The organism is Scytonema sp. NUACC21, assembly GCF_054684315.1.
In genome coordinates this window covers 275,542-298,725 of the sequence record NZ_BAAFZH010000106.1, presented here as the reverse complement: position 1 = coordinate 298,725, position 23,184 = coordinate 275,542, and the positions used below count along the sequence as shown (strand labels likewise).

Annotated in this window: 16 protein-coding genes; 2 read left to right on the top strand and 14 right to left on the bottom strand. The window is 43.2% G+C overall.

Going from position 1 to position 23,184, the window contains the following annotated elements; translation table 11 throughout:
- Window positions 1-156 precede the first annotated feature (156 nt).
- Both fabF and acpP read right to left on the bottom strand, forming a co-directional pair.
- On the bottom strand, window positions 157-1,407 hold the full coding sequence (gene fabF / locus ACYRY3_RS39065) for a beta-ketoacyl-ACP synthase II (RefSeq protein WP_460207143.1): 1,251 nt from the start codon (window positions 1,405-1,407) through the stop codon (window positions 157-159).
- A gap of 114 nt (window positions 1,408-1,521) precedes the next feature.
- Window positions 1,522-1,773 carry an acyl carrier protein gene (gene acpP / locus ACYRY3_RS39060; protein ID WP_460207141.1) on the bottom strand — a complete coding sequence of 84 codons (252 nt, stop codon included), beginning with the start codon at window positions 1,771-1,773 and terminating at the stop codon, window positions 1,522-1,524.
- A gap of 247 nt (window positions 1,774-2,020) precedes the next feature.
- On the opposite strand from acpP, the gene ACYRY3_RS39055 reads away from it, so the two are divergent.
- Window positions 2,021-2,926, top strand: a complete 906-nt coding sequence (locus ACYRY3_RS39055) for a CoB--CoM heterodisulfide reductase iron-sulfur subunit B family protein (protein WP_460207139.1) — start codon at window positions 2,021-2,023, stop codon at window positions 2,924-2,926.
- Window positions 2,927-2,984: 58 nt separating this feature from the next.
- On the opposite strand, the gene ACYRY3_RS39050 is transcribed toward ACYRY3_RS39055, so the two are convergent.
- The 9 genes from ACYRY3_RS39050 to ACYRY3_RS39010 form a co-directional block, all read right to left on the bottom strand.
- On the bottom strand, window positions 2,985-5,240 hold the full coding sequence (locus ACYRY3_RS39050) for an NB-ARC domain-containing protein (protein WP_460207137.1): 2,256 nt from the start codon (window positions 5,238-5,240) through the stop codon (window positions 2,985-2,987).
- A 234-nt stretch (window positions 5,241-5,474) separates the two neighbouring features.
- The gene (lpxD, locus tag ACYRY3_RS39045) at window positions 5,475-6,509 is read right to left on the bottom strand and encodes a UDP-3-O-(3-hydroxymyristoyl)glucosamine N-acyltransferase (protein ID WP_460207135.1); all 1,035 of its coding nucleotides are present in this window, start codon (window positions 6,507-6,509) and stop codon (window positions 5,475-5,477) included.
- A 112-nt stretch (window positions 6,510-6,621) separates the two neighbouring features.
- Complete coding sequence (mltA, locus tag ACYRY3_RS39040) at window positions 6,622-7,881, bottom strand: murein transglycosylase A (RefSeq protein ID WP_460207133.1); 1,260 nt, start codon at window positions 7,879-7,881, stop codon at window positions 6,622-6,624.
- 3 nt (window positions 7,882-7,884) lie between these two features.
- Window positions 7,885-8,139: a hypothetical protein gene (locus ACYRY3_RS39035; RefSeq protein ID WP_460207131.1), complete on the bottom strand. Its 255-nt coding sequence runs from the start codon at window positions 8,137-8,139 to the stop codon at window positions 7,885-7,887.
- 1,015 nt (window positions 8,140-9,154) lie between these two features.
- Complete coding sequence (locus tag ACYRY3_RS39030) at window positions 9,155-9,583, bottom strand: hypothetical protein (protein ID WP_460207129.1); 429 nt, start codon at window positions 9,581-9,583, stop codon at window positions 9,155-9,157.
- Between the two features lie 78 nt (window positions 9,584-9,661).
- Window positions 9,662-10,042: a response regulator gene (locus tag ACYRY3_RS39025; RefSeq protein ID WP_460207127.1), complete on the bottom strand. Its 381-nt coding sequence runs from the start codon at window positions 10,040-10,042 to the stop codon at window positions 9,662-9,664.
- Window positions 10,014-12,773 (bottom strand): PAS domain S-box protein, encoded by a 2,760-nt coding sequence (locus ACYRY3_RS39020; protein ID WP_460207125.1) that lies wholly within the window; start codon window positions 12,771-12,773, stop codon window positions 10,014-10,016. Before ACYRY3_RS39020 ends, ACYRY3_RS39025 begins: the two co-directional genes overlap by 29 nt.
- Window positions 12,770-14,785 carry an ATP-binding protein gene (locus ACYRY3_RS39015; RefSeq protein WP_460207123.1) on the bottom strand — a complete coding sequence of 672 codons (2,016 nt, stop codon included), beginning with the start codon at window positions 14,783-14,785 and terminating at the stop codon, window positions 12,770-12,772. Before ACYRY3_RS39015 ends, ACYRY3_RS39020 begins: the two co-directional genes overlap by 4 nt.
- A 239-nt stretch (window positions 14,786-15,024) precedes the next feature.
- The gene (locus ACYRY3_RS39010; RefSeq protein ID WP_460207121.1) at window positions 15,025-16,947 is read right to left on the bottom strand and encodes a response regulator; all 1,923 of its coding nucleotides are present in this window, start codon (window positions 16,945-16,947) and stop codon (window positions 15,025-15,027) included.
- Between the two features lie 220 nt (window positions 16,948-17,167).
- On the opposite strand from ACYRY3_RS39010, the gene ACYRY3_RS39005 reads away from it, so the two are divergent.
- Window positions 17,168-19,282 (top strand): response regulator, encoded by a 2,115-nt coding sequence (locus ACYRY3_RS39005; protein WP_460207119.1) that lies wholly within the window; start codon window positions 17,168-17,170, stop codon window positions 19,280-19,282.
- Window positions 19,283-19,420: 138 nt separating this feature from the next.
- On the opposite strand, the gene ACYRY3_RS39000 is transcribed toward ACYRY3_RS39005, so the two are convergent.
- The 3 genes from ACYRY3_RS39000 to ACYRY3_RS38990 form a co-directional block, all read right to left on the bottom strand.
- Window positions 19,421-20,440 (bottom strand): GGDEF domain-containing response regulator, encoded by a 1,020-nt coding sequence (locus tag ACYRY3_RS39000; RefSeq protein WP_460207117.1) that lies wholly within the window; start codon window positions 20,438-20,440, stop codon window positions 19,421-19,423.
- Window positions 20,441-20,658: 218 nt separating this feature from the next.
- Entirely contained in the window at window positions 20,659-20,823 is a 165-nt protein-coding gene (locus ACYRY3_RS38995; RefSeq protein WP_460207115.1) for a hypothetical protein, read from the bottom strand.
- Window positions 20,824-21,045: 222 nt separating this feature from the next.
- Window positions 21,046-23,121 (bottom strand): GAF domain-containing protein, encoded by a 2,076-nt coding sequence (locus ACYRY3_RS38990; RefSeq protein ID WP_460207113.1) that lies wholly within the window; start codon window positions 23,119-23,121, stop codon window positions 21,046-21,048.
- Window positions 23,122-23,184 lie beyond the last annotated feature (63 nt).

The following is a 23,184-nucleotide window of genomic DNA, read 5'->3' as shown; positions in this document are numbered from 1 at the left end:
TTTGATATGGATTTTGAATTAATTGTATGGGGGATGCCTTTAATTATCGGTTGCTGAAAGGACTAAATTCTCTAGCTACCTAACTCTACACCCTACACACGCCACTCTTGATTTCTTTTATCGTGCGCTTAGCTCCCAAATCTCAAATACCCAACTTTAGTCGTATTTCTTAAAGGCTAGTGTCACATTATGACCGCCAAAACCAAAAGAGTTGGAGAGTGCTACCTCGATAATTGCAGGGCGGCTGGTGTGGGGAACATAATCTAGGTCACATTCTGGATCGGGGTTATCCAGGTTAATTGTAGGTGGAATCCGTCCGTTGGCGATCGCAAGAGATGTTGCTACTGCTTCAATACCACCAGACCCGCCCAACAGATGACCCGTCATAGATTTTGTAGAGCTAATTGCGACTGTATAAGCATGGTCACCCAAAGCTTTTTTAATTGCAGCTGTTTCAGTCGGGTCATTGACTGAGGTACTAGTGCCATGAGCATTGATGTAGTTTACTCGGTCTGGGGTTAGTCCTGCGTCTTTCAGTGCTAGTTGGATAGCTCTTGCCGCACCTGCTCCACCTGGTACGGGGGAAGTGATGTGGTAGGCGTCACAGGTCATCCCATAGCCTACAATTTCCGCATAAATGCGAGCGCCGCGACTCAGAGCGTGTTGCAGTTCTTCTAGGATAAGAATACCCGCACCTTCACCCATCACAAACCCATTGCGGTCTTTATCAAAAGGACGGCTAGCATGAGCGGGGTCATCATTGCGAGTTGAAAGTGTCCTTGCTGCTGCAAATCCTGCCATAGATAAGGGCGTAATTGTTGATTCGCAGCCTCCACAAATCATTGCTTGGGCATATCCTCCCTGAATCAGACGAAAGGCATCCCCAATGGCATTTGAGCCTGCCGCACAGGCTGTTACAGAGCAAGAGTTTGGCCCCTTAGCACCAGTGTGTATTGCTGTCAACCCAGCCGCCATATTGGCTATCATCATTGGCACCATGAAAGGGCTACAGCGGTCTGGACCTCGGTTCAAGTAAATTGTTTGCTGATCTTCCAACACCTTAATACCACCAATCCCAGAACCAATTATGACACCAACTTGTTCCGCATTCAGGTCATTGATGGTGAAGTTGGCATCGGAAAGAGCCTGTTTTGCTGCCGCAACGCCAAATTGAGAAAACCGATCCATCCGCTTGGCTTCCTTACGGTCCATGTAATCGTGGGGGTCAAAATTTTTGACCTCACCAGCAATACGACAATCATGGCGAGACGCGTCAAACAAGGTAATTTCACCAATACCATTGCGCCCGGTTACCAATCCTTCCCAATATTCAGCTGGTGTATTACCAATTGGTGTAATCGCGCCAACACCAGTTACAACAACGCGTTTACGTATAAAATCTGTCATGACGATAGTTATGAGGGCTGTTGATGCAGGCAGAACAAAAGACAATGGGGGGAGGGGGGAGGGAACAGGAGAGGGGGGAAAGCCAAAAGTACTTTCCTACTCCCCTAGTTCCTTTTAGGCGGACGTCGCAACTTTGTTGTTGATGTAATCGACTGCCTCTTGAACCGTTGTAATCTTTTCGGCAGCTTCATCAGGAATTTCGATATCAAACTCTTCTTCCAAAGCCATGACTAGTTCAACAGTATCAAGGGAATCAGCCCCTAGATCGTTGGCGAAATTAGATTGTGGTGTGATGGTATCACCCTCAACACTCAATTGCTCGGCAACGATTTTCTTGACTTTTTCAAAAATGTCCGTTTGGCTCATAGATAATATTTCCTCAACCAGTTGCTATAATCCAATCTTTTAGGGGATGTGATTTTGAGCATATTCATATTATCGGAAAGTGTGGACGCATACACCTCGTAAAATATTCTGTTTTGCAATTCTTACAAAATTTTTCTGAGTATGTGCATTTTTATATCTGTACTACCAGACGACCAACACTAAAAGCGATGATAGAACAGTTATTGATTCTTGACGACAGTAAATACCCTATTACCATCAAAATACTATGCTAACCTATACTTTGAGATACGCTTATTACCCTGGTTGTGTTGCTCAAGGAGCTTGTCGAGAGCTTCACCAATCTACTGTTGCTTTGAGTAAAGCACTTGGCATTGAACTCGTAGAACTTAAAAAGGCTGCTTGCTGTGGTTCTGGAACTTTTAAAGAAGATTCCCAACTCCTAGAAGACACGGTTAATGCTCGCAATATTGCCCTAGCAGAAGAGTTAAACTTACCACTACTGACTCATTGTAGCACTTGCCAAGGTGTCATTGGTCACGTTGACGAGCGCTTAAAAGAATGTCAGAAGACAGACCCAAACTACGTTGACCAAGTTAATGGTTTGCTCTGTAAAGAAGGCTGTTCGCCCTATCGGGGGTCTACAGAAGTTAAACATCTCCTCTACGCCTTGGTTAAAGATTACGGGCTAAAGGAAATCGAAAACCGTGTGACTCGTAAATTAGCCGGATTAAAGTGTGCGGCTTTCTACGGCTGCTACCTTCTCCGAGCTCAAAAGTCCATGCCCTACGACGATCCCTTCCAACCAGAAGCGATGGAAAACGTGTTTCGTACATTAGGTGCTATGCCAATATACTATAAAGGGCGTACCCAATGTTGCGGTTGGCCTCTTTCCAGCTATGCCACCACTCAATCTTTCAAAATGGCAGGGATGCACATCACTGAAGCTATACAAGCCGGTGCTGATTGTATGGTCACCCCCTGTCCTCTGTGCCACCTTAACTTAGACTCCCGTCAGCCAGAGGTGGAAAAGGTCATTGGACAGAAACTGAATTTACCAGTGCTGCATTTGCCTCAGTTAATTGCTTTAGCAGTTGGTATTAGCCCCAAGGAACTGGGTTTGCAACGGCATATTGTTTCAACTAAGCCATTGTTGGAGAAGTTGGGATTTTAATCTCAAGTAGCTGCAAAATCCCCGACTTCGCAAAAGTTGTCGGGGATTTGATTCACTATTAATTGCCTTGTTCCTCAATCGGCGTTACTGTGACAGCAGGAGTTGGTTCAACTTCTACTGCTGATGTCGTCGGCACCACATCCGGAGTAAGTATAGGCGTCAACGTGGGCGTAGGTGTGGGTTCTATTGATGGCTCAGATTCAAACGATGGTGTTGGCGAAAATGTGGGAGTCGGTGTAAGTTCTTCGGTTGGTGTTGGTGTTGGTGTTGGTGTTGGTGTTGGTGTTGATTCTGTCGGCGCTGAAACCGTAGGTATAGCTTCTGGAACTGCTGCAGGCACGGTATCGATTTGTGGTTTCTGCCGTTTAATCAATGTTGATGGTTGGTCAAACTTTGGTGCCACCAGTGGCGGATTAATTATTGGTTTATGTTCGGGAAGGGGTGACAGTGGATTTACAGAGGGTAGACGTTCAATCGCTGGTGAAAAATTTTTGGTTGTATTTGGTTGAGGTTGGGGAGTTGATGACGGTGTCGTTGTTTGTGCTGGTGCGATCGTTGTTGTTGGTGGTGAAGGTGTAAAACGATGCCAGTTCAGCCAACTCAGCAATCCCACTGAAGCTAAAATGCCAGTGGTCACAACTCCTTTTTGGGAGAGGAAGAAAGTATTGCGATCCGAAGCGCCACCTCTTGGGGAAACCTTGTCCGATACCAGGTTCATCCTGGTGACTAATTGCTGTGGGATTATTTGTGGCAGTGACGATTGTTCAGCCGTTTCTGTAGAACCAGACAAATTTTCAGGCTGATTTTGTTGGGGTTGTTGGGGAGATGATGGGATTGAAGAATTTTTGAGCAAATTAAGATTGTGTCGAGTTGCGGCTACTCCGGTACTTTCACCTAGCAATTCTCGTAATTCTATTGCTTTTGTTAAGTACTTTTGAGCGGTGCTGTGTTCTGCCAAACAAAGAGCACGGGTTCCTAACTGATGTAACGCCCAAGCTTCTGCAGATCGATCTTGCTCGGCTTGAGATGCTTGTAGTCCTCTTTGTAACACTTGTTTCCACAAACCCCATCGCTTGCTCAAAGCTACTGAACCTTCTACTGCTTTTACCAGGCGCAATGTATCTTGCCATCGGCTATTTCTAACGGTCACTTCTAAAATTTGTACGATCGCATCGATTTCCGCTCTCAGATAATCAAATTGATTTTGGTGTTGTTCGGCAAAATTAGTAAAGTAGATTATGGCATTTTCTACCGTTTTTGTTAACTTCCTTTCTGGTGGTAAAATGTCAACCACTACTTTACTAATTTTGTACCGATAACTCTCTAGCTGCACTAGATTTCGCCGATGCAGCATCTCTAAAATCTGACGAGCATTAGAAATTTGTGTAATGGTTATAACTTGCTCTTCCTTCAGCCCAACGTTTCCCATTACAAACAATAAATCTAAAATAGTTTTTTGTGGTTGTGACAGAGATATCAATGTTTGTTGGATGAAGTAATAAGCAGGCTCAGTTGATGGTAGCTGACTGACTGTTTCGGCAAACGATCGCCCTTCTTCTATCATGTTTGCAACTACTAAACGTAGGTGCATTGGATGTCCGTTTAAAAGAGTACACAGTGATTTTGCTGCTGGTATTTCTTCCTTCGTTAGCGAACGTCCCAACTCCTTTTCGACCAAAGAGATAGCATCAATGACAGAGAGAGGAGAAAGGGCAAAGGAGCGTCCCTTTGTTTTTAGGCGCTTTGTTGACGAAGCTATTAGGAAAGTCAAATTGCCCGCACAATTTATTAACTCTTGCAATTCTTCCTGTATCAGTTCATCATCATCCAGCACAATCAAAGAGCGTTTATTCTCAATTTGTTTTTTGATTTCCTTATAGGTAGGTTTGTAAGTAAAGTTAGTTTGATAGTATGCCTCCCAAATAGACTGAAGTAAATCATCTACGTATGGGTGAGCAAGTGATAGATTTATCACACCATCAGGGAACAGTGACATAGCTTGAATGTCATTTGCTATGCACTTTAACAGAACAGTTTTTCCAAAACCTGCTGCACCGTACATTTCCACTGATTGCCCAACTCCAAGGGTTGCGATCGCTTCTGTAACCAATTCTTGACAACCCAAAAGGTTAATCCCAGAACCTTCTTGTACCAAAACTGGGGAGGAACGCGAAAGCGTTGTTGGTCTTTCGTCATCGGTTGCTACATTTGCTATAGCCCCTTGGCTTGAACCAATCTCTAGAACGCGATTGCCCACAGCCAGGTGACCAATTATTTCCCCCTGAAAGTTTGCTATGATACTTTTTTGAGGCATAAGGTTTTCTTGAAAGCAAATTTGGGTTATTTTCCCTATTTACGGGATATTACTGTCATAACCCATATGAGTTTTACAAATTTTTCTCAATTTGCCAAGTTTTAAGTATTAATACTTAGGAATATTGGTTGGTGGATAGTGATTAGTGCTGAAAAAGCAATTAACTAACCCCCAACTACTAACTCCTAACTTCTAACTCCTAACTCCTAACTACTATCCCCTAACCCCCAACCATTATTTACGTTGCAATTGTCTTAAAGCTTGATACATTTCGGGTAAGCGGTTCAGAATAGCTGAAACCTTTAAGTATTGTTTGTAAGGTACAGCAGGAGAGCCAGAGACAATTTCTCCTGGTGCAACATCATTGTGAACTCCAGCTTGTGCAGTTGCAATCGCTCTATCGCCTATTTTTGCTTGATTGGCAATTCCAGATTGTCCGGCTAGGATAACACCAGTCCCAAGTTTTACACCTCCTGCCATACCGGATTGACCTGCCAGAGCACAACCAGGTCCGATTTGGCAACCGTGACCTACCTGTACTAAATTATCAATTATTGTATTGCGACCTACCCTTGTTTCACCTACCGCAGGACGATCTATAGCACTGTTGCAACCCACGGTAACGCTATCTTCCAAAACCGTACAACCAGATTGTTCCATTTTTACCCAACCCTTGGAGCTGGGAACAAATCCAAAGCCTTCAGCACCGATGACAGCACCACTATGAATGACGCAATCTGAACCGATACGGGTTCGTTCGTGAATCGTACAGTTGGCGTGCAAGATTGTGCGATCGCCTATCTTAGTATCTGGATAAATCACCACATTAGGATGAATGCAAACACTATCCCCAATTTCAACCCCCCGCTCAATTACGACATGAGCACCTATGTAAACATCATGACCAACTTTGGCACTGGGGTGAATAACAGCAGTTGGATGAATTTCGGAAGCAGGACGCCAGGGTTGGTAAAACAGCGCAATGGCTTGAGCAAACAAAAGTCTTGGTTCCGACGTTGCTATCCAAACAATACCCCGCTGTTGTGCTTGTGCTTGTAATGCTTCATCCTTGGGCAAAATCAAAGCACCAGCGTTTGTTTTCCCCACAAATGAGGCGAACTTTTCTCCCTCTATGTAACTCAGAGTATCAGTTGTTGCTTCATCAACTGCTGCTAGCCCTGTAATTTCTGGGTTATGGGTTTTGTTGGTTATCAGGCTATTGGAAGCAGCCGCGTCACCGAGTCTTTGTATAATTTCGCTAAATTTCATCTGTGTAAGTTTAAATATTCAATTTCAGTTGAGATTTGAGACGAGTTCCGGCACTAACTTGACAATCAGGAACTTTGCTTAAGAAGTGAGGAATTGTTCCTCACTTCTCACTTTACTCTCTAAGTAGTAAGTAAAATAGTGCGCCATTTCCACCTGTCACACCAGCGCGATCGCCTGCAAGTTTACCAGTTCCCATAAAATAATCCACCCGTCCCGGACCTTTGATAGCGCTTCCTGTATCTTGGTCGAGTACGTAGCGATTCACAGTGCGGTAAGTCAGCCCGGAGCCTTCGTTGGGGTATGGCAACCTAGCGTTGACTAATGCTAAGGCTCCAGGTGGCATGATAGATTTATCGGTTGCAATAGAACGTTCTGCTGTCACTGGGACACGAATACTTCCCCTAGCGGGTTGACCGTTGGTTTCTTTAAAGAAGACAAACCGTTCCCAGCGAGGTAGATAAATATTCATTTGCGCTGGATTTCGCTGAAAGTATTTGATCATCACTGGCATTGTTAAGCCCTTGGCGGGTAGTTTGCCATCTTTGATCAGCTCTCCTCCTATACTTGTCCAAGGGTAATCCGTTGCACCAGCGTAACCGATAGATGAGACAGAACCATCAGTTAATTGCAATTGAGCGGAACCTTGGATATGAATTAAGTAAGCATCTAAGCGATTGCGAAACCAAAATAATTCCAACCCGCGCAAGCGACTTTTATTGCCTAGCAAACCATTTTTCCCTTCCAGCTTTACTCGTGTTGGGTGGGGTTTTGCCCATTGCTTAAAATCAGGTGGTAGCGCATAAACAGGATACTTATATACTGATGTGCGAGTTCGACTAGCAGAATAAACAGGTTCATAATAGGCAGTAAACTTAACAGTCCCATTGCCATCATTGCCAACAGACTGATAAAAAATAAACTCCCGACTGACAGCAGCCTGCAAATCTGCTGGTGATTTAGCGTTAATAACGAGTTCGCGGAAACGTAACAAACTTCGACGGACGCGATCGAGAGTAAACTCTCTGATTGGATACTTCTGATACGCAGCAATAGCTTCTTTAGTTCCTAGGTAACGCAAGCTGTTGTCTATAGATGTTAACAACGCTTTCCAATCACCCGGTTTACCGTTCCCACCCCAAATTTGTTCATCATAACCCAGGCACGTAGATGGTGAAGTACAGTCAACTGCGGGATCTATTGGCACTAAAGGCAACGAACCCTCTTCAGGTTGGCTGGGATACTGTGGTGGCATTTCAGGTTGATTTTGTGTTGGAAAAGGCGGTAAGCCAGGAACCTGAGCAAAAACTGACAATACCGGGTTTATGAGGGAAATTCCTAGACTTAAGGAAACTAAAGCAAGCGTTTTCTTCATGATTTACGAAAATCGTTCCACACTAGAGCTAAAAACAGGTTCCACACGAATTGCTAAAATCCGACATGGACGCACCACCATATATTCACCCTGAATATTTTTAATCGGTACGCTGATAAAGTCATTAGAAGCGTTTTTGGGCATAAGTTCGCCACTATACCATTTTTGAAATTCTTGAATAGTGGGAAAACGCACTTCCTCCCGATGCCCACCTTCTATAAGTAGGTGTACTGCGTATTCATTCGGTGTTCTTGCCATAACTTTGAACCATCTGAAAAACATCCAACCCATTGTTAACCACGAAACCCCCGAATGAAAAGGGGAAATACGCTGACACAGATGATATACGGGAGATGAGAGCGCGGAAACGCCGGGACGCCAGAATTTTCTCTCTGGTACGTTGCCGTGTCTTATTGTCTCCGCGTTTCCCAGTAGTCGCCTATGACGGTGACTTACCTGTTAACGGTTCCCTGCCTAAAAAAGTATCAAGGATAAAGGATGAAAAGTTTTCGCTACAGAGTTTTTCATCCTTTATCCTTCACACTTTATCCTTCTGGGCTTTACTAAAAGTTACTAAAATCTGAGCCATAACTCTTTTTAACTAGTGTTCTTATTGATAGTATTGCTAAGGTTTTATCTGAATTTTCACTTACATAAGTTTACTTAAGAAAGTAAAGTTTGGTTGCAAGGAAAACAACTCCACGACAAAGAGCGCTAATCTAATAATTGAAGCTAAAAAGCTTCCCTGGCAGATAAAACAGCTAGTGTGTCAAGTTAGAAAAGAGGTAAAAACGCTGTTCACTTCACATCTGTCTCGTAAAAACACAACAACACCCAAGCCGAACGGTGATATTTCCTCAAGTAGCGGGATGGGGGCACTGTAACTGTTTGCTCTTACCACCTGTAGGTGGATGATACATTCAGGACATCCCTAGCTAAAATGGATAAGAAGAGGAAATCACTCATCTAGTAGAGCCTTGGGTGTTGTTGTTTTTATGGTAATACTTAGGCGTAAGCTTGTATAAACGTGAACTACAAACACTTCCCTTGCGGGTAAGTGTCGGCTTCGAGCTTCACAGGCTGCTGCCCCTTTTCCTTATGGATATTCGGTCTTACGCAGACTCCACTCGCGTACCGGGGAACCCTCCGGCAGTGACTCCAGCAAGCTGGACCTTCTCCTTATGATAGCATAGTGGATAAACGTTGTGTACCCATTATGAAAGATTCAAGATTAAGTTTAAGAATGTCTTCCCGATCCTTCATCCTTCATCCTTCATCCTTCATCCTTTATCCTTACTTGTAGGACTTCTTCTAGAAGAAGACGCTCGTATGCTGAAGTTGCCGACATCAAGCAAGTTAGAGCCCTTTCATTCAGCTGTAGATGACCACAAGTATCAAACCTAAAGTCCTGCTGTACTTGCAAACCCTGAGTTTCAAGTTTCTTCAGTACAAACTTCTTAGCTACTTCTATTAAATCAAGCTCAGGTTCTAGATAACGGTGATTGCCCAATATCCAACGACAAGCATTCGGATCGATGTCAGCCAGTCGGTAAATAGCTGCTAGCAAAACTTGTTCAATATATTTGGGAGTGGGTAAAACGGTAAGAAAGTTTTTGAGATAATATATCGATGCTCGATCTTGAGCCTTAAACACATGGATTGCTAATTCAACTTGTGGCTCATAGGTTTCGCATACACACATTTTCACTATGCCTTACAGTTAATAATTTGTTTAGCTATGATTTTAAAGTTAGGATAGTAGTGTGAATATTTTGTGAATTCAGTCTTTCCAGTTAAGAATTTTTTGGATGTACTCAACTAAGTCTTGCGCTTTGAAAGGTTTGGTGATGACACCCGTAACACCCAACTCGATAAACTCCTGTTGCTCGCTTACCTTTGCCTTTGCTGTGAGTAGAATAGTTGGAATGTGTGCCGTTGCAGCATTCGCTTGTAAATGACCAAAAGTCGTAGGACCATCCATATTCGGCATCATGACATCAAGTAAAATTGCGTCTGGCTGTTCATCCTCAGCTATTAGTAACCCCTCTTCACCAGAAGCAGCGGTTAAAACTTCCCATCCAGCCACCGCCTCTAAACAGATTTGGATGATTTCCCTCACTCCATCTTCATCATCAATTACCAAGATGCGCTTGGTTGTCATGAATCTTTTCCTCAACTTGCCTTCTAGGGAGTGCGAAGTAAAAACTGCTGCCTTCGCCAAGGGTACTCTCCACCCAGATCCTACCACCGTGCTGCTGTACTATGCTACGGCAAATAGCCAAACCCAAGCCTGTTCCTCCTTTTTGACGGGAATCGGAAGCATCAACCTGGTGAAAGCGTTCAAAAATACTTTCCATTTTTTCAGGAGGAATGCCCCGTCCGGTGTCTTTGACACAGAACAATACAGTTGTTTCCGAGTTTGTCAATAGCTCCTTTGCAAGCAATTCTACATTCAACCATACTTGAGAACCTTTGGTAGAAAATTTGATGGCATTGCTGACTAAGTTGGTTAATACTTGGAGAATGCGATCGCTGTCAACTTCTAACTCAATATTTTGGGGAGAAACAATAAGATTGATTTGGGCGCGGTTTGCCATTACCTGCATCATATCCACAGCTTGCGACATCAGTTCAGATACATTGCAAAGCTGCTTGAACAAACTAATTTTTCCTGACTCCAAACGTTCTAGTTCTAGAATATCATTAACAAGGCGCACCAGTCGTTCGGTGCTGTCGGCTGCAATTTCGATAACGCGTCGCCCTTTGTCAGATTGGGGATTTACCAAACCACTTGAGAGCAAGTTTAAAGCACCATGAATTGAGGTTAAGGGGGTGCGGAGTTCATGACTGACAATCGAGACAAATTCGTCTTTCATCTGTTCAATCACCTGACGCTCGGTAATGTCTTCCCCGATACTAAGTGTACCAATTGCTTCCCCTTGTAAATTTTGCAGCAGTGTGTTATTCCAAGAAATGACCCTTTCTTCGCCAGACTTAGTAAGAATCGAGTTTTGGTAATGATTGCGAAATTCCTGCTCTAATAGCTCTTGAAAACAACTTTCCACCCGTTTTTTCTGGTGAGGCGGAAGGAAATTTTCAAACCAGTCTTTGCCGAGAACTTCTCCTTCGGTGTACTCGCTTAATTCCAAAAAGAAGGGATTTACGTAATCAACTTTGCCATTGAGATCGAGCCCCACAACCACTAAACGCACATTTTCTAGCAAGCTGCGCCAACGTCGCTCTGTTTCTAACAGAGTTGCAGCGATTTGCTTTTGTTGAGTGATATCGCGGGCAATGGTGGAGAGGTATTTTACTCTACCATCGGGTGACTTATGGGCGACAATCAGCTGTGAAACTGGTATTTCTCTTTTATCATGACTCAAAAAAGCCGTTTCACCCAGCCAAAACCCATTTCCTATAGCTGCTGGAATTGCTTCGGTTTGCAAAATCTCATAAGCCCAATCTGGGTAAGCATCAGGTATGGTGAAAGTTCCCAAGTCCTCATTTCGGTCGAATCCGAGTATCTTGCGGGCAGAACTGTTCAAGTAAGTTACCTGCCCATTTAAGGCAACAGTGCCTATAATGTCAGATGTGGCTTCAAGAATGTCTATGAGCTTGGCACGTTCTTCTTCTGCTTTCTTGCGATCGCTAATGTCAGTGGAGATGCCACATACCCCATAAACAACTCCTTTATCGTCTTTTAAAGGAAATTTGATCGAATTGTAAGTGTGAATACCCTCATCATGAGGAGCAATTTCCTCCAACTCCAAGCAAGTTCCGGCTTCAATGACTGTTTGGTCATTAGCACGAAAACGCTCGGCTATTTCCTTGGGGAAAATGTCGTAGTCGGTTTTTCCTAGAATCTCTGCCCTGGGTATGTGCAAGATATTTTCAAAATGACGGTTAACCAAAAGATGGCAACCTTCAATATCTTTGAGATAGATAATAGCCGGCGCATTTTCCAGAATAGCCGCAAGCCGTCCTTCACTCTCCTGCAGTGCGGCTTCAGCTCTTTTGCGATTGCTTAGTTCTCGTTGCAAGCGCTGGTTCACTTCCACAAGTTCGGCTGTCCGCTGTTGCACTTTGATTTCCAGTTCTTGCTTTGCCTGTTGCAGGGCTGCTTGTGTAAGTTTGCGTTCGCCAATATCCATCACTGTCCCCATCATACAAACAGCCTTACCTTGTAAGCCGTAGAAAAATTTCCCCCTGCTCTCTATCCAGTGAATGCTACCATCAGAGGAAAGCAACCGATATTCATGGTGAAAGTTCTGTTGCGACTCACGGGCATATTCCACTGCTTGAATCATCGATTCCCGATCTTCTGGATGCACGCAGGCTAAAAAAGCTTTATAAGTGCCACTTGCTAAACCAAACAGCTGCTCGCAACCCTTAGACCAAGTTATTTGGTTAGTCAAGATATCCCAATCCCAAGTTCCCATGTTGGCAGCTTTCAGGGCTAGCCGCAGTTGCTCTTCTCTCTGAGTAAGTGCTAGCTCTGCCTGTTTCCTTTTTAGTCGGCTTTCTGCCTCGCTTAGCGAGCGTTCAATCGCCGGAATGAGTCGCGCCATACGACCTTTAGTCACAAAATCATGGGCTCCTGCTTTTAGCGCATCAACGGCAGTTTCTTCGTCGATTTTGCTAGACACAATGATGAAAGGTAGGTCAAGTCCAAAGCTCTGCAAAAGGCTTAAAGCAGCAAAAACACTGAAATCAGGCAATAAATAGTCACAGACGATCGCATCCCACTGTTGCCGCCTTAAAGCATCACTCATACTTTCGGCGGTTTCTACCCTTTCATAGGTAAGTTGGTAGCTGCGTTGCAAGTTATAGACTAGCATCATCATATCATCGTCTGAATCCTCTACAAAAAGGATTCGTAGCGGTGTATTCATCGTGGCTCTCCTGTAAGGGTGAAATAAAAGGTTGCTCCCACCTCCCGTTTGCCTTCTGCCCAAATGTAACCTCCGTGACGCTGAATAATTTGCGCTACCGTTGCCAAACCAATGCCATTCCCCTCAAACTCAGATGCAGAGTGTAACCGAAAGAAAGGTTTAAAGAGTTGATGGCTGGATTTCATGTCAAATCCAGCACCGTTATCACGGATAAAGTAGGTAAGAGATTTTGTATCTTGAATTTTTGATTTTAGATTTTGAGATTGTCCTGGGCTTTTGTGTTCCTCCTGCTTTCCTAAAATACCAAACTCAATCCGAGCTTGGGATCGTTTACTGGTATATTTCCAAGCATTGCCAAGCAAGTTTTCCAAAACGGCATGGATGAGCCCCACATCTGCACGAGCAATGATACCTTCTGCAATTGAAAATTCGACAAAGCGTTGTGGTTCGGTTCGTTGTAGCTCGGTGGCGATCGCTTGCACCATCTCGCTCAGATTTACTTTTTGATAGTGTATTTCACTACGACTGACTTGCGCTAACAACAACAAATCTTCAATTAACTGTTCCATTTGCTTAGTTGAATTACAAATTCTAGTCAGGCAGTCTTTCCCAACACCATCCAACTGGTTGGCATAGCCTTCTATGAGAATTTGACTAAAGCCATAAATTCGGTTAAGGGGAGCGCGTAAATCATGGGAAACTGAGTAGGAAAAGGCTTCTAGTTCTTTGTTTGCCACTTCTAGCTGGATAATGCGGTTTTGCACCCGCGTTTCTAATTCTTCATTTAAGTGGCGTACCTCTGCCTCAGCTTGTTGACGGGCGATAATATCCTGCTGTAATTGCTCGTTAAGGGTTTGCAACTCTGCTTGATGGTCTTTGAGGGTTGTCAAAAGATTAATTAGGGAACCAGAAAGAATTGCCACTTCATCTTGTCCGCGCACCACTGGTATTTTTACCTTGACATCACCAGAACGGATACGGTCAGCCGCCGCAGCAATTGCCAGTATCGGGTTGAGAATACGGTTAGTCAGCAACCAGGATAATATTCCAGATACCAACCCAAACACCGCTCCCCAAATCAAAACTTGTCGTTGTAGCGCGTAGGCTCGAGCAAAGGCAATATCAGTTTTTTGGCGCACCAGCACCACCCAGCCCAAACCTGGATAGCTCAGATAACCGACAGTCGGAGCAAAGCCAGTGACATAGTTCTTGCCATCATACCAATATTCTACCAAATAATGGTTTTTACCGCGTTGAGCCCCCTGGAAACTGCTTAGCTTACCTAAAAATTTCCCCTGTAAACTTGGTGTTCCCATCAAAACGCTACCATTTTTGCTGACAACCAGCATCTCTATGTGTGCGTCTTGGTAGCGGCTGTGCAGCAGTACGGAATTTTGCATTTTTTTCGCCCACACCCAATTTAGGTGCGCCCCTAACACCCCTACTGGTTTGTTCTGAAAATCTTTTACAACCGCTGTTAGATCGACAAAACGCAGAGGTTCCCCTGTGGAGTTGGGCAGGATTTTTGCCAACAGCATGGCATCATGGACATCACCCAAATAGGAACCTTGCTGCCCGTGGATAAACCAAGGTCGTTTGGAGACATTTTTTCCCTCCAAAATTTTACCAGTGCTGACTGTGACTTTACCCTTAAGATTAGCGAAGCCAATCCAAGCATAGTCGGTATAAGTACTTTGCAGCTTTTCTAGTAAGGCACGTTTGGTATCTAGGGTTGAGTTGGGACTGCCCAGTGTTTCCAAACTAGCAACAATCTGAATATCACGGCTTAGGGCGAACATCCCCCGGTCTAGCTTATCCGTCATTTGGTAAGCTAACTCTGAGAGAAAGCGCCCGGTATCGGCTTCAATCTGTCGGCTTGTTACATATCCTACTAACAGACTTAATAATATTGAGACTGCCAAGGTCACACCGCCTACTGCGAAACCCAAGCGATTTTTGAAGCTGTGATGCGGGTTGATACGCCTGTGCAAGCGTTGCAAGTGCTTAAACATAACATATTTTTTGGCAACCTCGCTTATTTATCAATTTTTTATACAATTTTTTTATACATAGATTACTGTTTTGCAGTCATCTCATTACCAATGCAATGTAAAATACTATCTTTAATGTAGTAATTCACCACAATAACCCCAACTATTTTAGCTTATCACTGCTGCTCTGTCTTATGGGTTAGTTAATATCTATCTTGAGACTGGTACTTTTTTTGATGTTTATGTAGCTTCTGTGTTTGCTAGCGATCGCGTGCAGTCTTCTTAGCCCGGTTGAGTTTACTCTGCACGCGAGCAACTAACTCAGAGGCGACAATCGGTTTATTCACGTAGTCATCTGCACCTACTGTAAACACCCTCTGTACTGTTTCTATATCGGTATGTGCTGATAAAAACAACACGGGTAGGTCTTGCCAGCGAGGGTCATTACGCACAACTTGGCATAATTCAATACCAGTTATCTCCGGCATTTCCACATCTAAAATCAGCAAGTCGGGTGCCGTCCGTGCTAGCGTATCCCAAAACTGCTGTGGGTCGTTTAGCAAAGTCAGCTGGAATCCCCGAGGCTCTAGTGTAATACGTAAAAAATCTAACATTTCTTGGTCATCGTCCACAATTAGCAGCTTGGCATCAAGGGGATTCGATTGTTGCAAAACTTGGGCTAGAACATCCATAACTTCAGGCGGAGACATGGGTTTTTGGAGAAAGCCTTGTCCGCCCAAACGAGCCACCTTAACCCGCTCCGCAAAAGTTTTAGTAGCAGAAAATACCAAAACAGGCACGGGTGGTTGATAAGCTGCCAATTGAGCTAACAAATCGAAGCCGTTTTCTTGTGAGTCGGCAAAGTACAAATCGAGCAGCACGACATCTGGTCTAGTTTGAGTGAGAGCAATTCTAACAGAAGATAAATCTGTCGCCACAGCAGCTTGCATTCCTCTAGTTGTAGCCTCTTCTCTCATTGCTTGAGCAAGTGCTGCATCGTCATCAATAATTAACAGTTGTGATTGGAGTTTGGTTGAAGTCGGTAGAGGAGCTAGCGGTTGCAGAATGACTGGTGTTTGTCCGACTTGCTGTCGCAACGTCACAACCAGCCAAGAAAGATGTTGCACAATCTCTGGAGTGGGTCGATCCTCGGTTTTAAATATCTCTTCAATTTCACGGCACAAACGAGAAGCTTCGGCAAAGCCAAAACTACCCAAAGAACCCATCAGTGTGTGAGCCTCCTGTAAAGCTTTTTGTTGTAATTCTTCACTCTTGTTGCCTTGGCTAAGAGCTGTAACAGCTTGCTCTAAAACTGTCATGCGATCGCTGTACTTTTGCTTATGCCGTTCCCAGACAAGAGCCGTTTCTGGTGAAATTTGTACCCGAGACCGGGCATTTTGAACCGTAGATGAATCTAAATTTACACGGTTATGGGTCAATTCTATCAGTGTAGATCCAGGTGTATCTTCTTTCCCACTCTCCTGTTTTATTTTCTGACTTTCAACACCTTGTTTGGTTTTCAGCCGATACCCCTGTCCGTAGACTGTCTCAATCAAATCAGCCTCAGCCCCTGCTTGTTTGAGTTTCTGCCGTAAACTTTTTATATGGGCTCTAACAGTATTCTCCAATGGAGGTTCTTCAAAAGACCAGAGGTGATTTAGCAATGCACTTTGGCTGAATATTCGGCGACTGTTGCGTAAGAAAAGCTCAATGAGAGCATATTCTTTAGAAGTCAAATGCAACAATTGCCCGTTGTAGGTGACCTCACAATGACTCGGGTCAAGATGCAAAAAACCCCATTCAAGTACTGGCGATCCACTTATACTGCCTCGACGCAGTAAGGCGCGAATTCTGGCTAATAATTCTTGCAAATTAAAAGGTTTAACCATATAGTCGTCTGCTCCAGCATCCAAACCCATAACTTTATTGGTGCTAGTATCTTGAGCAGTCAGTAAAAGAATTGGGGTGCCTTTGCCTTGTTGCCGTAACTGTTTACAAAACTTAATACCGTCAAGCTTAGGCAGCATTAAATCCAACAGAATCAAATCATATGCAAATGCTTCTGCTAGTTCCCAGCCCGACTGACCGTCACTCGCAACATCAACTAGATAATGTTGTTTTATCAGTGTGTTTTTTAGCGCATCAGCAAGGCTTTCATCGTCTTCTACCAATAGAATTCTCACAGTGACTTATCCTAAGTAGCAATAGCTGAGCTTTCTTTAGCATATGGTACAGTCAGGGTTAAGAGTTCTTGATGGTTCTTTTTCTGCTCTAACAAGTTGGGGTTATTGCGACCTTAAAATCCAGACTTATTACCAATTTCGTCTTTTTCTATAACTAATAAATATAATTGTAGAATCTGAAAGCCGTTTATTTTAACACCACTAACTATAAGTAGCCCTTATGAAAATTCTGCTTGTAGACGATGACGCACCAGCAGCCCAAATGCTAAAAAAAAGTCTGGAAATTAAGCAATACTCAGTGGATTGTGCTGCTGATGGTGAAACTGCTTGGGAATTAGTAGAAGCATTTGCGTATAACTTAATTTTGTTGGATGTGATGCTACCTAAACTAGACGGCGTTACGTTTTGTCAAAAACTACGAGCAAAAGGGGATCGCACTCCAATACTGTTATTAACAGCCCAAGATAGTAGTACTCTTCAAATTGCGGGGTTAGATGCAGGGACAGATGATTACTTACTTAAGCCCTATCAACTTGATGAATTATTTGCTCGGATACTGGCAGTGCTTCGGCGGGGAGCCGTGGATTTGATTGAGACAGTTCACGGGATGGGTTATCGTTTGACCAGCAAGGTGAAAACACAACCAGTGCAGGAGAGTCTGAAAACAGCTAATACTGTATTAAACGAAGTCAGTTCTCGCTCTGCCGAGTCAAGATTAAAAGCTATATGGGAACAGCATATAGAAAAGTACAGCTTGCGTGTTAAAACTATAGAGCAGGCTGTTGCAGCCCTGAAAACAGGGACTCTCAGTGAAACATCACAGCAAGCCGCCTTGCGGGAAGCACACACTCTTGCAGGCTCGTTAGGTAGTTTTGGCTTTACAGAGGCGACGTGCATATGTCATGAGATTGAACAAACATTGAAAACTTTGGGAACACCAAAGCAGGTTGAAGTCAACCATCTTTCTCGATTGGTTCAAAAGTTGCGCCAAGAATTAAGCCAATCGCCAGTTCATATCCAACCTAACGACGATCTATACTCTAGCCCAAATAAGCCGATCGCAAACCAACAAATACACCTCTTAATTGTTGATGATGACGAGGGAATCTCTTCCGCCTTGACCATAGAAGCCAAAATGCGGGGAATAGAAACACAAACAGCAACGACTTTAGCTCAAGCTCGCTCAATTTTAGCCCGTACTCAACTACATATTATTTTATTAGATCTGCGGTTTGCCAATTCCTTAGAAAATGGGTTTGAACTGTTAGGAGAAATTTTTGCTGTCAAATCGCCTATACCCGTGGTAGTGCTGACAGCAAGTGAGAGTTTTAGCGATCGAGTTCGAGCTGCAAAACTAGGAGCTAGAGGTTTTCTACAAAAACCCGTGTCACCCTCAGAAGTGATGGATGCGATCGCGCAAGTGTTGCAACAATCGAACACTCTAAAAGCTAAGCTGCTGATTGTAGACGACGATCTTGAAATCCTTGACTTTTTACGAACATTACTATCACCTTGGGGATTTCAATTAGCACTGCTAGACGATCCCCAAAAATTTTGGGATACCTTGGAACAGTTTGTACCCGATTTGCTCATTTTAGATTGGGAAATGCCAAATTTCAGCGGCATAGATCTCTGCCAAGTTGTACGTACCGATCCTCGGTGGAATCAACTACCGATACTATTTTTGTCGGCACACAGTGATGCAGAAACAGTGCAACAAGTTTTTACATCCGGTGCTGATGACTATGTCAATAAACCAATTATCGAATCAGAACTGATTGCCCGTATACTCAATCGATTAGAGCGGAGCAAGATTCTACAAAATTTTGCAGATATAGATGCGCTCACTGGTCTTAGCAATCGTCGTAAATGCGTGCAAGATTTTAATCACCTACTACGGTTGGCAAACCGCCAAAAACAATCTTTATGCTTTATACTTCTAGACTTGGATCGCTTTAAATCAATTAACGATGCTTACGGACACGATACAGGAGATAAAGTTCTTAAGCAGTTGGCAGAACTGTTCAAGCGCTGCTTTCGTGATGAGGATGTTGTAGCCCGTTGGGGTGGTGAGGAGTTTGCTATCGGTTTGTATGGTATAAATCAGCAACAGTGTGTTTATCGAATGGCAAGATTCCTGGAAACTTTGCGTCAGTATGAGTTCACCGATGCTCAAGAGCGAAAGTTTCAAGTTACCTTTAGTGCGGGTATTGCTGAGTACCCTTATGATGGTAATAACTTGGAAGAACTTTATCAAGTTGCTGATACTCAATTGTACAAGGCTAAGGTATCAGGACGAAATCAGGTGTTATGTTCACAATTGGTTAGTGGTTAGTGGTTAGCGATCGGCTGACAACATAGGGGTAAATTTAAAATAAAACTGAGCGATAGGTGTGGTTCTCAGAGCTTATTGAGATGGTGGGCTTTAGCCCTACCTACGTTTATTTTAAAAATCAAATAAAATTTTTAGATATTAATGAGTAGTATTTTTTATAGTAGAAGGGTATTTATTTGTGAAAAAATAATGGAGCGGTTTGATTGCTACAAATTGTTGATTGTAATGTATAAAGCAGTTTCGTCCATCTGCTTTCGCTTGATACAGTGACTTATCAGCCATAGCAATCAGTTCTTCATAGCTGGAGTGTATGCTGGGAATTTCTGTAGCGATTCCAGCACTTATAGTGATGCAATCGCTTACTTTTGAATTGATATGGGAAATATGTAATTTTTGGACAGCAGAACAAATTGCTGCTGCAACATGGGCAGAACCAAAAGTATTTGTATTAGGTAATATGGCAGCAAATTCTTCTCCACCATAACGAGCAACTAGATCGGTAGAACGTTTGACTTCATTTCTAACAGTTTGAGCAACTTTGTAGAGGCACCTATCACCTGTTTGATGACCGTAAGTATCATTGTAGGATTTGAAAAAGTCAATGTCACAGAGAATGAGAGACAGCGGTAATCTTTCTCGCCTCATACTCTGCCACTCCTGTTTCAAATACTTCTCAAAGTGGCGACGGTTAGCAACTTGAGTTAATTCATCAGTAAATGCAGACCGCTGTAATTCTTGGTTAGCCATTTCTAGTTTTTGATGAAGCTGAGATTGCTCAAGGGACTTTTTCACTCGTTGGCGGAAGACATCCCAATGAATAGGTTTAGTGATATAGTCAGTGGCACCTGCTTCAAAAGCACGGTCAACTGATACTCTATCTTCAAGCCCTGTAATCATCAAGATAGGAATGTGTTGCCAATGAGGAATAGTTCGTAACTGCGAACAGCATTGAAAACCGTTCATTCCAGCCATGATGGCATCAAGAAGCACAACGTCAGGATGCAGAGTTTGACAGAGTGCGATCGCATCTTCTCCACTGTGGGCTTCGATGACCCAATACCCTTCTCCTTCCAAGCAAAACCGGAGTTGCATTCGGAAAAAAGAATCATCATCAACAATAAGAATAAGAAATGGGTCTTTTGAAGAAGTTGTTCTCATTGTGTCACCTTTATAATTTTTATTTTTAATTAGTTTCAAATAACAGAGGGCTTTTAAAGTTCTCAGACAGGTTTTTGCCTTTGCTCCCTTTGGAGAAGCAAATAAACGAGTTACAACAATTTTTTAGTCTATAGAGCGTGGCTGTGCCAACAATTTTTACATTTCTAGCAAATTTTTTGAGATGCTCCAGATGACAAACGTAAATATCTCATGAATAGTTACCCAAACGCGGCACCTTCAAATTGTGTCAATCGCTCTTTTACCACTGATAGGATTGTTCCATTCAAACCTAACCTATTTTCTTCTAAACTCCAGTTAGGCATTTTTTGCCAGCAGTGGCGACAAAACCAGTAGGTTTCGTTGGAGCGGATGTGACGTACCATTTGATTTGAGCAGCAAGGACAGTTTGTCATAAAATTGTAATTTTCGTAAATAAACTTCAAGGCAAACAAGTTCGCTATTGGCTTAACCACCTACGGCTCAACTTTATAAACAAAAAATAAAAAACTAATAAAGAAAAAAATATCTTAATAAATTGAAATTTTCATAAGAAATTTCAATAAAAGTAAACTTTTGTTAAGAAGAGAACAATAAAAACATCTCTCTCAAGAGCAACAAGCACTCTCATTAGCGATCGCTGGCTTCTTGGGTAAGCCTATTGATAAAAGAACGATTACGCCCCTGTGCTTTTGCTTGATAAAGGGCTCGATCTGCTGTTTCAAAATTTTATCCAATTCCAAAGATTGACGAATGTTTTGGGCGATCGCGTAGACCATGCGTTCCCGTTCTCCCTGCTGTTGCAGTGCTTGTTGGGTCTGTTTGCTGATTGTGATATCTTCAAAAATGTACAATCGCCCAAAGTATCGATCCTGACGATCTCGAATTTGGCTGGAAAAACGGCGGATCGTCCGCCCATCTACAAATACAATTTCATCCTCAATCGTGCAACGGTTCTCCTCTGACTGTAAAGGTTTACAGGATTCCGCAAATGCTGGTAAATCGGCAATCAGAAGTATACACTCGGGAATGATATCTTTGTTTTTCAGGCTGTGCTGTCGCATTCGGGTTTCTAGATGTTCAATGCCCCAAATTTTACAAAAGCGCTCATTAAAATAGAGGATTTCGTCTGTACGGTTATCAACAACATAGAACGCTAGTAAAGAAGCATCTGTCATGGAACGCAGCAAAGCTTCCTGCCAGCGCAACTCATCCTCTATATGCTGGCGTTGTTCTAAAGCAGTTTGTTGCTTGGTAATGTCCTTTTCGTTAACGAGGATAGTGGGGTTACCCGTCACAGGATCGCGAGTGCATCGTATATCCATCCCATGCCATCGAATCCCCTCAGCGGTGAATACCTGGGCTTCGATGCTGAACACCTCACCTAACTTAATTGCCTTCATAGCTTGTTGCCCAGCACTCTCGTCAACAAAGTGACTGAGGAAACTATTCTCTAAAGACGAGTTAGGATGCACCGTGTCCCCATAACAGCGAAGGGCTGCAGGGTTTTGCATTAACGGTACACCATCCATTGTGTAGAGTGAAACCATGACTGTGGTGTGCCGCAATGCCTCAATTGAGCGTAGCGTGTCCCCATCGATCTGATTGGTAACTTCCTTTGTCCCTTCAACCAGCATCGCCATCCGCCCTTGTCCAATTTGAATCCCAGAACAGAGACAGCGAACAGAAACAGGTTTTCCTTCTGGGTAAAATGTCCAGTTTTCAACGATGGTTTCCCCTTGTTGAAATTTCTGCAGATAGGTTTTCAACCGAATCTGAGTAGACTCGGAAACATCGCTGAAATTACGGTTGAGCAATTCTTCTCGACTTTGAGCATTCCAAATACGAAGGGATGCCTTGTTAGCCCACCACATTTGCAACTTTTCAATATCATAAATCCAAATTGGAGTTTGTAATCGGTCAAATGCAATCAAGTCTGCAACTAATATATTATTCAGACATTCCTTTTCTGTTGGAATAGAGTTTCTATAATTCTCGTTTTGCAGTGTTCTGTTGATTAAGCTCAACTTTACCCTTGGCTGAACCGCCAAGTTTTTTAGGTGTTGATAATAGTGCTGTGCTCTGCTAGATTGAGGCTTAGCCCATTGTCGCTCCCGTTCTGCTTGCTGGAGGGCAATTCCTAGTTCTGTGGCTATAAGTTGGAGATACTCAATTTCTAACGAACTCCACTGACGCGGACTACTGCACTGATGAGCAATCAGCAAGCCCCACAGATGAGGAGGTGAAGGAGAAATTCTTCCATTCATCTTCTGGCTATTAACCACAATTGGTACTACCAAATTAGCTCGAATTTCCAACTTAGTTAATAGGTCTTTATAACAGGGATCAAGGGGTTTGGCATCAATGTCTTCTATGACACCAACTCTTCCCAATTGATATTGCTCTGCCCATTGAGCATTGAAGCAAGGATCGTAAATTAATTGCCCTTGTATTGCTGTCCAATGGCAACTGACAGACTCTTGTGCTACTACTCCATCTCCATCAGGTAAAAAGCGATAAATAACGACGCGATCGCTGTTTAAGGTTTTTCTGGCTTCGCTAAGGATGAAACTGAGAATTTGACTCAATTCAAATGACTGGTGAATTTGCTCAGCCAGTCTCCTAATTTGATGAAGAATTTGTGTTAAATCAATTTCAGAACCCGAGAGACTATTGAAGGGCATAGCAACAGTATATCTAGATTATTGCGCTTTATTTAAATCTATAAAAATAAATTATTTTGATGA

What these genes read in the sequence shown, in the direction of transcription:
- fabF (WP_460207143.1), bottom strand. Translation starts at nt 1,407, where the DNA reads ATGACAGATTTTATACGTAAACGCGTTGTTGTAACTGGTGTTGGCGCG.
- acpP (WP_460207141.1), bottom strand. Translation starts at nt 1,773, where the DNA reads ATGAGCCAAACGGACATTTTTGAAAAAGTCAAGAAAATCGTTGCCGAG.
- ACYRY3_RS39055 (WP_460207139.1), top strand. Translation starts at nt 2,021, where the DNA reads ATGCTAACCTATACTTTGAGATACGCTTATTACCCTGGTTGTGTTGCT.
- ACYRY3_RS39050 (WP_460207137.1), bottom strand. Translation starts at nt 5,240, where the DNA reads ATGCCTCAAAAAAGTATCATAGCAAACTTTCAGGGGGAAATAATTGGT.
- lpxD (WP_460207135.1), bottom strand. Translation starts at nt 6,509, where the DNA reads ATGAAATTTAGCGAAATTATACAAAGACTCGGTGACGCGGCTGCTTCC.
- mltA (WP_460207133.1), bottom strand. Translation starts at nt 7,881, where the DNA reads ATGAAGAAAACGCTTGCTTTAGTTTCCTTAAGTCTAGGAATTTCCCTC.
- ACYRY3_RS39035 (WP_460207131.1), bottom strand. Translation starts at nt 8,139, where the DNA reads ATGGCAAGAACACCGAATGAATACGCAGTACACCTACTTATAGAAGGT.
- ACYRY3_RS39030 (WP_460207129.1), bottom strand. Translation starts at nt 9,583, where the DNA reads ATGTGTGTATGCGAAACCTATGAGCCACAAGTTGAATTAGCAATCCAT.
- ACYRY3_RS39025 (WP_460207127.1), bottom strand. Translation starts at nt 10,042, where the DNA reads ATGACAACCAAGCGCATCTTGGTAATTGATGATGAAGATGGAGTGAGG.
- ACYRY3_RS39020 (WP_460207125.1), bottom strand. Translation starts at nt 12,773, where the DNA reads ATGAATACACCGCTACGAATCCTTTTTGTAGAGGATTCAGACGATGAT.
- ACYRY3_RS39015 (WP_460207123.1), bottom strand. Translation starts at nt 14,785, where the DNA reads ATGTTTAAGCACTTGCAACGCTTGCACAGGCGTATCAACCCGCATCAC.
- ACYRY3_RS39005 (WP_460207119.1), top strand. Translation starts at nt 17,168, where the DNA reads ATGAAAATTCTGCTTGTAGACGATGACGCACCAGCAGCCCAAATGCTA.
- ACYRY3_RS39000 (WP_460207117.1), bottom strand. Translation starts at nt 20,440, where the DNA reads ATGAGAACAACTTCTTCAAAAGACCCATTTCTTATTCTTATTGTTGAT.
- ACYRY3_RS38995 (WP_460207115.1), bottom strand. Translation starts at nt 20,823, where the DNA reads ATGGTACGTCACATCCGCTCCAACGAAACCTACTGGTTTTGTCGCCAC.
- ACYRY3_RS38990 (WP_460207113.1), bottom strand. Translation starts at nt 23,121, where the DNA reads ATGCCCTTCAATAGTCTCTCGGGTTCTGAAATTGATTTAACACAAATT.